Raw genomic sequence first — 13,454 nt, 5'->3', positions numbered from 1 at the left:
GCCCCGGCGAACCCTCTCCTGACGACTCCTTGACCCTTTTCCCCGGAATCTTGACCCGCGCCGCTTCCGGCGACCCGGCCGCTCGCTATCCGGTCATCTCACTCGGGCAGCAACCAGTCGTCCGGGCTGAAGAGTTCGAAATGCACCCGTGACGGCTCAACTCCCGCGGCGGTCAGCTGAGCCCGTACCGACCGGAGGAACCCCGCACCGCCACACAGGTAGTAATCGGCCTCCGCGGGCAGCTCGAGATCGGACACGGTGAGCGTGCCGGGCCGGCCGTCTCCGGTGGGCTGTTCGTACCAGAGCTCGAGGGCGGCGTTCGGCAGTGCCGCCACGAGGTCGCGCTGAACCGACCGCAACGGGTGGGAGTCGGTATCGCGATCGGCATGGGCAACGAGCACCTGCCGCGGGGAGGTGGCGCCGGCGAGGTGTTCGAGGATGCCGATCATCGGCGTGATACCGATCCCGGCCGAGATCAGCACCAGTGGTGTGGCCGCCGCGGGATCGATGGTGAGGTCGCCGAACGGCAGGGTGATCGCCAACTCGTCGCCCACCACGATATGAGTCGTCAGGTGGGTCGAAACCTCCCCCGCAGGCTCATCCGCGGTGGCCGCCACCGGGCGCACGGCGAAGGCGAGCCGCCCGCCGCGCGGCGCCCGGACCAGGCTGTACTGCCGCAACTGCCGGGCCCCGTCGGGAAGCGTCGCACCGACGGAAACGTACTGCCCGGGAAGGGAATCCGGTAGCGGCCGAGTGGGATCCGTGGATTCCACGACGAAGATCACGACACCCGACGGGTCGTCGATTCGCTCGGTGACCACCGTCTCGCGGAACACATCGCCGGGTGCCACCCCGGCACCGGCATACAGTCCGCGCTCGAACTCGATGAGAGTGTCGGCCATCAGCCAGTAGACGCGATCCCATGCCGCGGCGATTTCCGCGGTAACCGTTTCGGCGCCCAGCACTTCGACGATGGCGGCGAACAGATGCTCGTGCACCACCGGGTACTGCTCGGCCACGATGCCCAGGGAGGCGTGCTTGTGCCCGATCCGCGCGAGCATCTCCCGCGGATGCGGCAGTGCCGGATCCACCAGATGGGTGGCGAAGGTGGCTATCGATGCGGCCAGTGCCCGCTGTTGCGCGCCCTGTGCCTGGTTACCGCGGTTGAACAGGCCGGCGAGCAGTTCGGGGTGGGCGGCGAACAACTTCTCGTAGAACAGGGCGGTGATGTCGTCGATATGCGCAGCGATCACCGGGAGGGTCGCGCGGACCGCCTCGGCGTGGTGCGCCTCCAATTCTGCGGGAAGGTCCGGGGCCGATATCGCGACGGTTGTCATGCTGTTCTCCTCGTCGAGCGGAATCGCGGCTCGAATGCCACGACAACACGGTATCCAATTCCGTGGCGCAAAATAGGTGTCTATGGCGTGAAGTAAATTACCCACGGTTGTGCGGAATATGTCGTCGGCGCCACAGTGGTCGTCGAACGCGGACGAAACCGGTGGTACTGCAAGAGAAGTGCTCGAACAGGGAGGTGTCGCACTCGGCTCGGGAACGTGCTGGAAAAGAGGGTGAATGGATTTACGGTGCAATTGGTCTGTGGGTAGAACCGGTGTATTTGTATTGTGGTCGCATTTCCCGCAGACGAATTATCTAACGTTCCGGAATTTCCGGCATATACAGTAATTGCACGGTTCGGGTGTCGACCAGATCGCCGAGCGTGTACCGGTCCAGATTCCGGTAGAAACTCTCCTGGGCGTCGGCCAGCATATGCCGCAACCGGCAGGCCGCGGCCAACGGGCACGGGTTGGTGCCCACGCATTCCACGACCTCACCCCGGCCCTCGAGACCGCGCACGATCTGACCGACGGTGGCCGTGCGCCCGCGATCGGTGAGGAAGATGCCCCCGGTGCGGCCGCGGTGGGAATCCACCATGCCCAGCTCGGCGAGTTTGGTCACCGCTTTCGCGATGTAGTGTTCCGACGCGTTCATCTGGCGGGCGACGAGTTTGACGGTAACCCGTTCGGCCGCGGCCCCGCTGACAGCCAGGCGCATCATCACCCGCAGGCCGAGATCGCTGAAGCGGGACAGTTGCACAGAGCCACTGTAATAATTCGGTGTTTCAAAAGCGAATTATGCGCCCGCGCCACGGCCACTTTCGAACGCTACGTCCGTTTTCCGCTGGAGCGCAGCGTCGGTCCGCGGTGAAATCAATGATGGCGTAATCGTCAGCTACCACTCGTCCGAAGGAGTCCCGAGGTTGTCCGATCCACCGGGCTCACGCCTGCTGCCGCTGCAGTTCGTTGCCCTGTCCTCGGCCTGGGGCTCGAGCTTTCTGCTGATGAAGGTCGGTCTCGACGGTTTGTCCCCCTTTCAGGTCGCGACTGCCCGGATGGTCCTCGGAAGTCTCGCGCTGGCGGTGATCGTCGTGAGTCTCCGAATCCGGCTGCCGGCGTCGATACGGGCCTGGGGGCATATCGGCGTCGTCTCGCTGTTCCTGTGTGTTGTGCCGTTCACGTTGTTCGCGTGGGCCGGTCAGCGGATGGATTCCGGACTGTCGAGCATCTACAACGCGACCACACCGTTGATGACGCTATGCGTCACGCTGGTGGCGCTGCGCGCCGAACGACCGCGCCCAGAACAGCTCTCCGGCCTCTGCCTCGGCCTGATGGGAGTGCTGGTCGTGCTCCTTCCGGGGCAACTCGCCGGAACACGGCAAGCAGGCGGTTCGGCTGCTCAACTGGCGTGCTTGATCGCGACGGCCTGCTACGGCGTCGCATTCGTCTACCTCCGCCGGTTCGTCTCGCCGCTCGGCCTCCCCGCCGTCTCGGTGGCGACGGTCCAGGTCGGGGTCGGGGCAGCCGTGCTGGTCGCTATGGTTCCACTTGCCGACCATCATCCGGTGGCCCTGACGCCGGCTGTTGTCGCGAGCATGATCGTGCTCGGGGTGTTCGGTACCGGCCTCGCCTACATCTGGAACACCAATATCGTCGCGGGGTGGGGAGCCGCCGCGGCTTCCACCGTCACCTACCTGACCCCGGTGATCGGTGTCGGGCTCGGCGCACTTCTCCTCGGCGAGACCCTGACGTGGTACCAGTTGATCGGCGCCGTACTCGTCGTGATCGGAATCGTTGTCAGTCGCAGGCGAGCCCGCCCTGCCCGATCCGATCTCGTCCCCACAAGCACCGGCACCGTGCGGACAACCGACCGGGAGAAGCGGTACGACGACGCGGACCGCTCGGGAAGGAGTGAGCGATGACAACAGAATTCCGCGGTGAGAACCGGCAGGCGGTGGGGCGCGAACCGTTCCCGCTCCGGAACAGAACCGTGCTGGTCACGGGCGCGAGCAGGCGGGCCGGAATCGGCTTCGCCATTGCGTGCACCATGGCGTCCTACGGTGCGAACCTCGTGCTGCACCACTTCCGGCCGCACGATCGGCAACAAGAGTGGGGTGCCGATGATCTGAACGCCGTCGTTGCCGAGGTGCGCCGGCACGCACTGCCGGAGGCGTTCGTGGTCGAACTGGGCGGCGACCTCGCCGACCCTGCCGAACCCGAACGGTTGATGCACGCCGCGGTCGAAGCCGCCGGTCATATCGACGTACTTGTCTGCAACCATGCGCTGACCGGGGAAGACGGCGCGCTCGGCGAGATCACCGCCCAGCAACTGGACCGGCACTGGGCCGTCGACGCCCGCTCCTCGATCCTGCTGGCCCAGGCCTTCGCCCGTCAGCACGACGGCAGGCCGGGCGGGTCGGTGGTGTTCATGACCTCCGGGCAGGCACTGGGTCCGTTACCGGGCGAAGTCGCGTATGCGGCCGCGAAGGCGGCGCTCGCCGGGGTGACGACTACGCTGGCCGACCAACTCGCCGATCAGGGCATCCGGGTGAACACGGTGAACCCCGGACCGGTCGATACCGGCTATCTCACCGCGGAGATGTGGCAGCTGGTCGAGCCCATGTTCCCGTTCGGCCGGTACGGGCGCCCCGAAGACCCGGCCCGCCTGATCGCATGGCTGGCAACCGATGAGGCTGCCTGGATCACCGGGCAGATCATCAATACCGAAGGCGGTTTCGGTCGATGGCGGCCCCGCGGACAGCAACACGCCACCTGACCACGGTGATCCGGCGTGACCTATCGCAGTCGTTGGAGGGCCGGGTGCTGTTGTATCGCGCGGCGTAATTCATCCCGGTCGTCGAAAGCATGGGTTGTGTCGCCGAATGTTTGTACGGGGTCGTGTCCTCGACCGGCGACGACTACCACATCGCCGGGTCGGGCGAGCGTGGTGGCCAGGGCGATCGCGTCGGCGCGGCCGGGTTGGACGATGACTTCGGCGTGGTGGGCGGTGCGGGCGCCGGCGGCGATATCGCGCCGAAGTGCGGCGGCGCTCTCGGAGAACGGGCTTTCGTCGGTGACGATGACGGTATCGGCGAACAGGCCCGCCGTCATTCCCAGCGGTGCGCGTTTACCCGGGTCGCGTTCACCCGTGGCGCCGATGACCACGATGACCTTGCCCGTGGTCAAGGACCGGAGGTAGGGGAATTGCCGCTTCTGGCCCGCCGGATTGTGCATGTAATCGACGAATGCGAGGAAGGGCTGCCCGGTGTCGATCCGCTGCATACGGCCGGGAACGCAGTCCAGGCTTTCCATGCCCGCAATGGCCGCGTCGAGATCTGTTCCGCTCTGCGCGAGCGCGGCAATCGCGCCGAGCGCGTTATCGGCCTGGTGTGCGCCCAGCAGCTTCAGCTCGACCGTGGCGCGGCGACCGGCGCCGTGTACGACGAACGAGGTGCCGTGCTCGTCGGCACGGATATGGTCGGCGTAGAAGTCGGCGGCCGGGGTCTGTGTCGAGAAGGTGCAGTAAGGGATGTCGAGTGCGGCTGTGAGGCGTGCGCCGTAGTCGTCGTCGATGGAGACGACGGCGCAATCGCTGCGCTCGGGCGAGAACAGTTCGGCCTTCGCCGAGAAGTAGTCGTCGAGGTCGCGGTGGAAGTCCAGGTGGTCGGCGCTCAGGTTGGTGAAGATACCGACACGGAAACGGGTCCCCTCGACCCGATGCCGTGCCAGCGCATGACTGGACACCTCCATTGCGACGGCGCGGGCGCCGTGGGTGCGCATGGCCGCCAGTGTGCGTTGCAGTTCCCCGGCTTCCGGAGTGGTCCGTACCGCCGGGCGTGCGCCCTGTGGTCCGCGGACGGTGATGCCGCTGATCAGCCCGTTCTCGATGCTCGCTCCGCTCAGGCCGGCGCTGAGCAGGTAGCTCGTGCTGGTCTTTCCATTGGTTCCCGTGACGCCGAAGACGTCGAGGTGCCGGGACGGTTCGCCGTAGAGCCATGAGGCGAGCGGGCCGAGTATGCGGCGCGGGTCGGTGACCACGAAGGTCGGCAGGCCCGCGCAGGGCCGGTCGCTGAACGCTGCGAGCGCGCCGCGTGCGGCCGCCTCACCGGCGAAATCGGCACCGTGATGGTTCGCCCCGGGCAGCGCCGCGTAGACCTCACCGGCGGAAACCAGCCGCGAATCCTGACTGATACCGGTGATTGTCGCGCCGCCGTCGGGGTAGGTCCAGGGTAGGCCCAGATACGCGGCCAGCTCGTGCAGTGCCCGCTTCGCCGGCGGGCGCGGGGGGTCGACACTCCTGAACTGCGAGGTCATGGGCCCAGTGAACCATCTCGCGGCCGGATGCGCGGGTAACCGTGCCGCTTCCCGGTGCAAACATCGCCGGAATGCCCGGAGGTCCGGGGCACCGCCCGTGCCCGAGGTCAGTCGGATACGCCGAGCGGGACCTTCGACCCGAGCAGGTCGAGAGCGTTGTCGCGCATCACCTTCCGGGTATCCGCATAGGAGAATTCCGGGAACTGCGGGATATCGGCCGTGAAGGTGGTGGGATCGGCGAGCCCCTCGCCGTGCGGCCAGTCGGAGCCGAACAGCACCTTGTCCACGCCGATGGTCTCGGCGAGGAGTTTGACATCGTCCTCGTAGTAGGGCGCGATCCAGACGTTGTTCTTCAGCTGCTCCACCGGGTCTTCCTTGAAGTGGTAGGGCGCTGTATTCGCCGCTTTCTGCAGTCGTTTGATCAGCCGGTAGACGAAGTACGAGCCGTTCTCGATGCTGACCACCTTGAGCGCCGGGTGCCGCGTGAACACCTGGTGCACGATCATCGAGGCCATCGTGTCGTGGATCGCGCGGTCGTCGAGCAGGATGTTGTCGAGCGGGTCCTTCTTGCCGAAGCCTTCGAATGTCGCCTTCCCGCCCCACAGCGCGGCGATGGCGAGATAGCCGCTGTCGGACAGGTGGAAGCCCACCGGCACACCGGCTTCGGCGAGGCGGGCCCACACCGGGTCGTGCAGCGGATCGCCGAGGGAGCGCGGTCCGGTCACCCCTGGTACGGGCGCGGGGCGCACCAGCACGAGCTTCGCTCCCCGTTCCAGTACGAATTCGACCTCGTCGACGGCTGCTTCCGGGTCGGCGAGCGAGATGATCGGTGCCGAGACGAACCGCCCGTCGGGCCGGTCGAAGCCCCAATCCTCGTCCAGCCACAGGTTGAACGCGTGCAGGGAGGCCATGGTCGCCGGGATATCGTGTTTGAGCGCCTCCTCGACGCCACAGGCGAACGTCGGCAGCATGAACACTGTTTCGAGCTTCTGCCGGTCCAGCACCTTCACCCGCGCCTCGCGGTTCTGGTATTCCGGGTGATCCGGCAGCCGATCCAGTTTCATCAGCGAACCCGGATCCACACCCTCGGGGATCTCTCCGCGGAACAGCAGATCGAGGCAGCCCGGCTCGACGATCGGGTCGAACGTCGGGTTGGGGACGAAATGGTTGACCTTTTCGCCCATCAGCGCCAAGGTGCGCTTACCGCTGGTCACCATCTGCACGCCGCGGGTTCTGAATTCTTTGGGCAGATGGCGGGTGAAGGCGTCCAGCGGTTCGTAGTAGTGGTTGTCGACGTCTACGGCGAGGTAATCCAGCGTCGTCATATTTCGTATCCTTTCGGTCCGGCCGGCCGGGGGCGCGATCGCCGGGTGCCGCTATTCGGTGGCGGTGTGTGCGGTGGCCGCGTCGATCTGGGAGCGGTAGGCGGCCAGCTTCTCCGCGGCAGTTGTCTGCTGATGGCTGCGCGCCTTGATGCTGACGTCGTGATCTGCCGAGGCAGCGCGCAAAGCGCCGACGGTTGCCTTTTCCTTCGGCACGTGGGTGAAGGGGTCGAACGAGTACCACTTCATGGCGTTGAGGTGGGTCATCTTGTGGATCTCGTCGTCGGTGACGTTCTCGGCCGCGAATACCGAGTTGAGTTCCTCGGGTGCGCCCGGCCACATGGAATCGCTGTGCGGGTAGTCCATTTCCCAGGCGATATTGTCGATGCCGATCTCGTGGCGCAGCCGGACACCGATCGGGTCGCTGATGAAGCAGGTCAGGAAATGCTCACGGAACACCTCGCTGGGCAGTTTGCCGCCGAAGTCCTGCATCGTCCAGGTCGAGTGCATATCGAAGGTTCGGTCGATGCGCTCCAGGAAGTACGGGATCCAGCCGGTGCCGCCCTCGGACAGCCCGATCTTGAGGTCGGAGAACTGCTTCACCGGGCGTGACCAGAGCAGATCGGCCGCTGCGGAGACGATGTTCATCGGCTGTAGCGTGATCATCACATCCGGCGGGGAGTCCGTGGCGGGGATGGAGAGTTTGCCGGACGAGCCGATGTGCACGTTGAGCACGGTGTCGGTGTCCACCAGGGCTTTCCACAGCGGATTCCAATACTCATCGTGGAAACTCGGATAGCCCAGCGCGGCCGGATTTTCGGTGAAGGTGAGCGCATGCACCCCCTTCTTCGATACCCGGCGCACTTCCTCGGCGCACAGCTCGGCGTCCCAGATCACCGGAAGCGCCATGGGGATGAAACGGCCGGGATAGGCGCCGCACCATTCGTCGATATGCCAGTCGTTGTACGCCCGTACCAGTGCCAGCGAAAAGTCCGAGTCCTCGGTGGCGAACAGGCGCGCGGCGAACCCGGGGAAGGACGGGAAGTTCATCTGCGCCAGCACCCCGCCGGCGTTCATATCCTTGACCCGTTCGTCCACGTTGTAGCAGCCGGGCCGGATCTCGTCGAGGCCCTCCGGCTCCAGGCCGTACTCCTCCTTCGGGCGGCCGGCGACGGCGTTGAGCGCCACATTCGGGATCACCCGATCCCGGAACTTCCACATATCGGCGCCGTTCTCCATCCGGACCAGGCGCGGCGCGTCGTCGGCGTACTTCGCGGGCAGGTGGTTGGCGAACATATCGGGCGGTTCGATGATGTGGTCGTCGACGCTGACGAGGATCATATCGTTCTTGTCCACGGAGGTACTCCCTTCGAGCCCTTTACTGTAAATGAAACTATAACGCTGCCGACGTGGCCGTGACCGGTGGTTCGGCGGCTGTCGGGTCCGGGTTCTCGATCGGCAGGCCCATGAACCGGCGGGCATTGTCGCCCAGGAAGTCCCAGGTGCGCCGGTTGTCCATACCTTCGGCATATTTCCAGTACGCCTTCGGCTCGGGCAGTCCCTCCGGATGCGGGTAGTCCGAGCCGAACATCACCTTGTCCCAGCCCACGGTCTCGACCACGTCGCTGACCGAGCCCTCCCAGAACGGGCTCACCCAGATATTGCGGCGGAACACGTCCAGGGGGTCCTCGGGGAAGTTCTGCGGCATCTTCTTGGTCAGATCCCGCAGATCGTGGAACAGCGGGGGGATCCACGAGCTGCCGTTCTCGACACTGGCGATCCGCAGCCCGGGGAACCGGGTCAAGGTGCCGTGGCAGATGAGGCTGCCGATCATGTCGGAGATCTCCCGGTGCCCGAGCACCAGCCAGCGAAACGAGCTCATCGCCATGAAATTCTTGGTGGCGGGCGGTTCCCATTTGTTCACGTACTCGTCCAACGGCGGCTGGCTGGCGTGCAGCACGATCGGCAGACCGGCGTCCTGGACATCGCGCCAGAACGGGTCGAACTCGGGCAGCGCGGGTGACCGCCAGCCGTTGACGCCCTTCACCGGCGCGGGTTTGATCAGCGCCACTTTCGCGCCGTTGTCCAGGATGTACTGGAGTTCGCGTCGCGCGCCGTCGACTTCGGCGCAGTTGATGATCGGGGTGCTGAAGATCCGGTCCTGGTAGGCGTAGCCCCAGTGCTCCAGCATCCACCGGTTCAGTGCGTGGATGATGGCCATGGTCAGCTCGGGGTCGTCCGCCGCGGAATGCTCGACCAGGCTTGCCAGGGTGGGGTAGTTGAGTGTTTCGCGGACGCCCTGGCGATCGAGTTCGGCGATCCGGTCCGCCGGGTTGCGGGTGGCGGCCGGTGCCTCGATGGCCTTGCCCTGCATTTCGCGCAGAGTCAGGCCCTCGGTGTTCTCTCCGGCGAAGAACTTCTCGTGCGCACCGGGCGCGGCAACCCGGTCGAAGGTCGGATTCGGGATGAAATCGGTGATCCGGCCGTTGATGGCGAGCCGGGTGTGCCGCCCCATCTGGACGTACTGCACCGCCTGGCGGTATTTATCGGGCAGGTATCTGATCAGAGCGTCGGCCGTCTCGTACATATGCGAGTCGGCATCGAAGATCGGGATATCCGGTGCTTGCGTCATCGATATTCTCCTGAACGGCTATTTGGCGACGAACCTGGTCGCGTCGAGAATCAGGACGACCCGGTCGTCCACATCAGCGGGAGGCTCGCTCCCGGTGTCTCCGTAGAGATGGTCCAGTTCGGCGTAGAACTTCCCGTCCTCGTCACCCTGGACGGTCACCAGCCAGCCGCGGATTTCCAGGCAGCGCGCTGGTGCGTCCGGGTCGGTGAGCAGGAACGAGTAGTTGGGGTTGGCCTGCAGGCTGGTGAATTTCCGCCGCGGGATCGTATGGCTCATGCGCAGGTGGGCGCCGTCCCAGGTGAAGCGCATCGGGGTCTGATCCGGTGATCCGTCGGGGGTTACGGTCGCGAGGATGCCCACGAGGGGCCGGTGCAGCAGGTCCTCGAGGCTGCCGGGAATTTTCGAGCTCATGAGTCCACCTCGCAACTAGCGGGTCGAAATGGTTACCGTTGATATTACCGTAAGCTACCATTCCGTTGGCGGATGCGGCACGGGGGCCGACCCTGCGGATCTATACTGTAAGCCTATCGGTATAAGTGAGGACAACGATGCAGCGAATGATCGCACCGGAAATATTGACCTGGCCGGACGGAGACTTCCGGCTCGTCGGCGGGTCCTGCGGCGACTGCGGAGCGGCGGTCTTCCCGGTGCAGGAACTGTGCCCACGGTGCAGCCGCCCGGCGGTCGAGGCCGTGCACCTGCCGGCCGAGGGTGTCCTGGTTGCCTGGACCACCCAGGGATTTCTGCCCGGAGCGCCCTACCTCGGCGACGAGACCGCGAAGACGTTCGTCCCGTTCGGCGTCGGGCTCGTGCAGCTCGGCGATGTCATCCGAGTGGAGGGCAGGCTCACCGAGAACGACCCGCGGAAACTGGAATTCGGCATGCGGGTCGGTCTGACCACTGTTCCGCTCGGCACGGACGCCGACGGTAACGACGTCCTCACCTTCGCCTTCCAGCCGCTGTAGACGACCAGGAGTTTCACATGACGAACGATGTCGCGATCATCGGTGTCGGCCTGCATCCGTTCGGCCGCTTCGAGGGTAAAACGGCAATGCAGATGGGTGCGGACGCGATCCGGGCCGCACTGGGCGATGCCGGACTGGAGTGGAAGGATATCCAGTTCGCGGTGGGCGGCAGCTGGGAAGTGGCGAACCCGGATGCGATCGTGAGCCTGATGGGGCTCACCGGCCTGCCGTTCACCAACGTGTTCAACGCCTGTGCCACGTCCGCCAGCGCCATCGAGGCGTGCGCCGACGCGATCCGGCTCGGCAAATACGATATCGGCATCGCGATCGGCTTGGACAAGCATCCGCGCGGTGCGTTCACCGTCGATCCCACACTCGTCGGGATGCCGAAATGGTACGGCGAGAACGGTCAGTATCTGACCACCCAGTTCTTCGGTATGAAGGCCAACCGGTACCTGCACGATCACGGGATCTCCCAGCGCACCCTGGCCAAGGTCGCGGCGAAGAACTACCGCAACGGCGTGCTGAACCCGAACGCGTTCCGGCGTAAGCCGATCGCCGAAGACGACATCCTGGCAGCGCCGATGCTCAACTATCCGCTTACCCACTACATGTTCTGTGCGCCGGACGAGGGCGCGGCCGCCGCGATCATGTGCCGGGCGGATCTGGCACACCGGTTCACCGCCAAACCGGTATACGTGCGGGCGGTCGAGATCCGGACCCGCAAATATGGTGCCTACGAGGTGAATACGACCTACGCGCCGGTACAGGAGGATGTCGCGCCCTCGGTTTACGCCGCGCGCGCCGCGTTCGAGGCCGCCGGGATCGCGCCGACCGATATCGACGTCGCCCAGTTACAGGACACCGACGCCGGCGCCGAGGTGATCCATATGGCGGAAACCGGTTTGTGCGCACACGGCGACCAGGAGAAGCTCCTCGCCGAGGGCGCCACCGAGATCTCCGGCGCGATACCGGTGAACACGGACGGCGGTCTCATCGCGAACGGCGAGCCGATCGGCGCCTCGGGTCTCCGGCAGTTGCACGAACTGGTGCTGCAATTACGTGGCACCGCGGGGGAACGGCAGGTGCCGAACGAACCGCAGGCGGGCCTCGCACTGCTCTACGGTGCTCCCGGTACCGCCGGGGCGACGATCGTCACCACCTGATGAGCGCCGGTGACAGCACCCGCGAGCTCGCGGGTCGCACGCTGATCATGTCGGGTGGGAGCAGGGGTATCGGGCTCGCCATCGCCGTGCGTGCCGCGGCGGCGGGCGCGAATATCACGCTCATCGCGAAAACCGATGCGCCGCACCCGAAACTGCCAGGCACCGTGCACACCGCCGCCGCCGAGATCGAAGCGGCGGGCGGTGCGGTACTCCCGGTGGTGGGTGATATCCGCGACGACGCGACGGTGGCGGCAGCGGTCGAGCAGACAGTGCGCCGCTTCGGCGGTATCGACATCGTCATCAACAATGCCTCCGCGATCGATACGGCCCCGGCCGACGAGCTGCCGATGAAGCGCTACGACCTGATGCAGGACATCAACTGTCGCGGCACCTACCTGCTCAGCTCGCTCGCCATCCCGGCACTGCGGGAGTCGGCGCAGGCGGGCCGCAACCCGCATATCCTGACGATGTCGCCGCCGCTGAATCTCGATCCACGCTGGGCGGGAGCATGTCTCGGCTACACCATCGCGAAGTACGGTATGTCGCTGACCACGCTCGGTCTGGCCGAAGAGTTGCGCGCGGACGGAATCGGGGTGAACTCACTGTGGCCGCGCACCACTATCGGTACCGCCGCGATCCGTAACCGGCCCGGCGGCGCCGAGCGGGTGGCCACCTCCCGCACGCCCGAGATCTGCGCCGACGCGGCATATCTGGTGGTCACCAGCAAGGCTGCGGACACGACCGGGAACTTCTTCCTGGATGAGGACGTGCTCACCGCGCACGGTGCCACCGATCTGGACCGCTACCGGGTCACGCCCGGCGACGGTCCGCTCACACCGGATATGTTCCTGTGACGGCGGCCGTACTGCTGGAATCCCAGGACGGCGGCGTCCGCACGCTGACGCTCAACCGTCCACAGCGCCGCAACGCGCTCGATCCCCAGCTGTGGGCGGCGCTGTCCGACGCCCTGCGGACCGCCGCGCACGACCGCTCGGTGCGCGCGCTCGTGCTCACGGGTGCCGGCGGCGCCTTCTGCGCGGGCGCGGATGTGGTGGACAGCGACCCTTACGCCGCGCCGTTCGGCAAACTGCAGGCCATCACTGAGGTGGCCCAGCAGTTGCACGATCTGGCGGTGCCGACGGTGGCGAAGGTGCGCGGCGCGGCGGTGGGCGCGGGCTGGAACCTGGCACTCGGTTGTGATCTGGTGCTCGCGACCCCGGATGCCCGGTTCGCGCAGATCTTCTCCCGCCGTGGTCTTTCCCTGGACTGCGGCGGGTCCTGGCTGCTCCCGAAACTGGTCGGGGTGCAGCAGGCCAAACGGCTGGCGCTGCTCGGCGAGACGATCGACGCCGCCGAGGCGCAGGCGCTCGGCCTGGTCACCTGGATCCGGCCGGAGGCCGAGATCGACCGCTTCACCGCGGATATCGCCGGGCGCCTCGCCGCCGGGCCACCGGTCGCGCTGGCCCAGATCAAGGCACTGATCAACGAGGGGGCCGACCGTACCCTGCACGACGCCCTGGCGGGGGAGGCACGGGCTCAGTCCGTCGCTTTCGCCACCACGGACGTGCCGGAGGCCTACGCGGCCTTCCGGGATAAACGGGACGCGACGTTCCGCGGCGAATGGAATATCCGGCGCCCGGATCGATAAGGGGTCCGGACCGACAGACAGGAGAGTGCCGTGGGTGTTTTCCGGCCGGGCACGACGGCGATCATCGGGGCGG

The 13,454-nt window shown here is 66.1% G+C and carries 13 protein-coding genes; 6 read left to right on the top strand and 7 right to left on the bottom strand.

Annotated elements, in window-relative coordinates; genetic code table 11:
- Positions 1 to 98: 98 nt before the first annotated feature.
- Positions 99 to 1,337 (bottom strand): globin domain-containing protein, encoded by a 1,239-nt coding sequence (locus tag ACFWPH_RS00720; RefSeq protein WP_378747315.1) that lies wholly within the window; start codon positions 1,335 to 1,337, stop codon positions 99 to 101.
- 313 nt (positions 1,338 to 1,650) lie between these two features.
- Positions 1,651 to 2,094, bottom strand: a complete 444-nt coding sequence (locus tag ACFWPH_RS00715; protein ID WP_378747314.1) for an RrF2 family transcriptional regulator — start codon at positions 2,092 to 2,094, stop codon at positions 1,651 to 1,653.
- Between the two features lie 163 nt (positions 2,095 to 2,257).
- Between ACFWPH_RS00715 and ACFWPH_RS00710 the strand changes: the two genes are divergently transcribed.
- Together ACFWPH_RS00710 and ACFWPH_RS00705 are read left to right on the top strand one after the other, a co-directional pair.
- Positions 2,258 to 3,256 carry a DMT family transporter gene (locus ACFWPH_RS00710; protein ID WP_378747313.1) on the top strand — a complete coding sequence of 333 codons (999 nt, stop codon included), beginning with the start codon at positions 2,258 to 2,260 and terminating at the stop codon, positions 3,254 to 3,256.
- Positions 3,253 to 4,110, top strand: coding sequence for an SDR family oxidoreductase (locus ACFWPH_RS00705; RefSeq protein WP_378747312.1), 858 nt, complete (start codon positions 3,253 to 3,255; stop codon positions 4,108 to 4,110). The genes ACFWPH_RS00710 and ACFWPH_RS00705 overlap by 4 nt, the downstream gene beginning before the upstream one ends.
- 20 nt (positions 4,111 to 4,130) lie before the next feature.
- Here the strand turns inward: ACFWPH_RS00705 and ACFWPH_RS00700 are convergent, their stop codons facing one another.
- From ACFWPH_RS00700 to ACFWPH_RS00680, 5 genes are all read right to left on the bottom strand, one after another.
- Entirely contained in the window at positions 4,131 to 5,648 is a 1,518-nt protein-coding gene (locus tag ACFWPH_RS00700) for a UDP-N-acetylmuramoyl-L-alanyl-D-glutamate--2,6-diaminopimelate ligase (RefSeq protein WP_378747310.1), read from the bottom strand.
- A 107-nt stretch (positions 5,649 to 5,755) separates the two neighbouring features.
- A complete protein-coding gene (locus ACFWPH_RS00695) occupies positions 5,756 to 6,973 on the bottom strand; it encodes an amidohydrolase family protein (protein ID WP_378747309.1) in 1,218 nt (405 codons plus the stop codon).
- A gap of 51 nt (positions 6,974 to 7,024) precedes the next feature.
- Complete coding sequence (locus ACFWPH_RS00690; protein WP_378747308.1) at positions 7,025 to 8,326, bottom strand: amidohydrolase family protein; 1,302 nt, start codon at positions 8,324 to 8,326, stop codon at positions 7,025 to 7,027.
- A 37-nt stretch (positions 8,327 to 8,363) separates the two neighbouring features.
- Positions 8,364 to 9,602 carry an amidohydrolase family protein gene (locus ACFWPH_RS00685; protein WP_378747307.1) on the bottom strand — a complete coding sequence of 413 codons (1,239 nt, stop codon included), beginning with the start codon at positions 9,600 to 9,602 and terminating at the stop codon, positions 8,364 to 8,366.
- Between the two features lie 18 nt (positions 9,603 to 9,620).
- Positions 9,621 to 10,013 carry a pyridoxamine 5'-phosphate oxidase family protein gene (locus ACFWPH_RS00680; protein WP_378747306.1) on the bottom strand — a complete coding sequence of 131 codons (393 nt, stop codon included), beginning with the start codon at positions 10,011 to 10,013 and terminating at the stop codon, positions 9,621 to 9,623.
- 137 nt (positions 10,014 to 10,150) lie between these two features.
- Here ACFWPH_RS00680 and ACFWPH_RS00675 point away from each other — a divergent pair, with 137 nt between their 5' ends.
- Genes ACFWPH_RS00675 through ACFWPH_RS00660 form a run of 4 tightly spaced genes read left to right on the top strand, consistent with a single transcriptional unit; the run spans position 10,151 to position 13,381 of the window.
- Positions 10,151 to 10,567, top strand: coding sequence for a Zn-ribbon domain-containing OB-fold protein (locus tag ACFWPH_RS00675; protein WP_378747305.1), 417 nt, complete (start codon positions 10,151 to 10,153; stop codon positions 10,565 to 10,567).
- A gap of 17 nt (positions 10,568 to 10,584) precedes the next feature.
- Complete coding sequence (locus ACFWPH_RS00670) at positions 10,585 to 11,733, top strand: thiolase family protein (protein ID WP_378747304.1); 1,149 nt, start codon at positions 10,585 to 10,587, stop codon at positions 11,731 to 11,733.
- Positions 11,733 to 12,587, top strand: coding sequence for an SDR family oxidoreductase (locus ACFWPH_RS00665; RefSeq protein ID WP_378747303.1), 855 nt, complete (start codon positions 11,733 to 11,735; stop codon positions 12,585 to 12,587). The genes ACFWPH_RS00670 and ACFWPH_RS00665 overlap by 1 nt, the downstream gene beginning before the upstream one ends.
- Entirely contained in the window at positions 12,584 to 13,381 is a 798-nt protein-coding gene (locus ACFWPH_RS00660) for an enoyl-CoA hydratase/isomerase family protein (protein WP_378747302.1), read from the top strand. The genes ACFWPH_RS00665 and ACFWPH_RS00660 overlap by 4 nt, the downstream gene beginning before the upstream one ends.
- Positions 13,382 to 13,454 lie beyond the last annotated feature (73 nt).

Origin of the sequence: Nocardia sp. NPDC058499 (assembly GCF_042719915.1) — a bacterium.
In the GTDB taxonomy this organism is placed as follows: domain Bacteria; phylum Actinomycetota; class Actinomycetes; order Mycobacteriales; family Mycobacteriaceae; genus Nocardia.
Note: the sequence above shows the minus strand (reverse complement) of the source record. Positions and strands in the feature narration are given on the sequence as shown.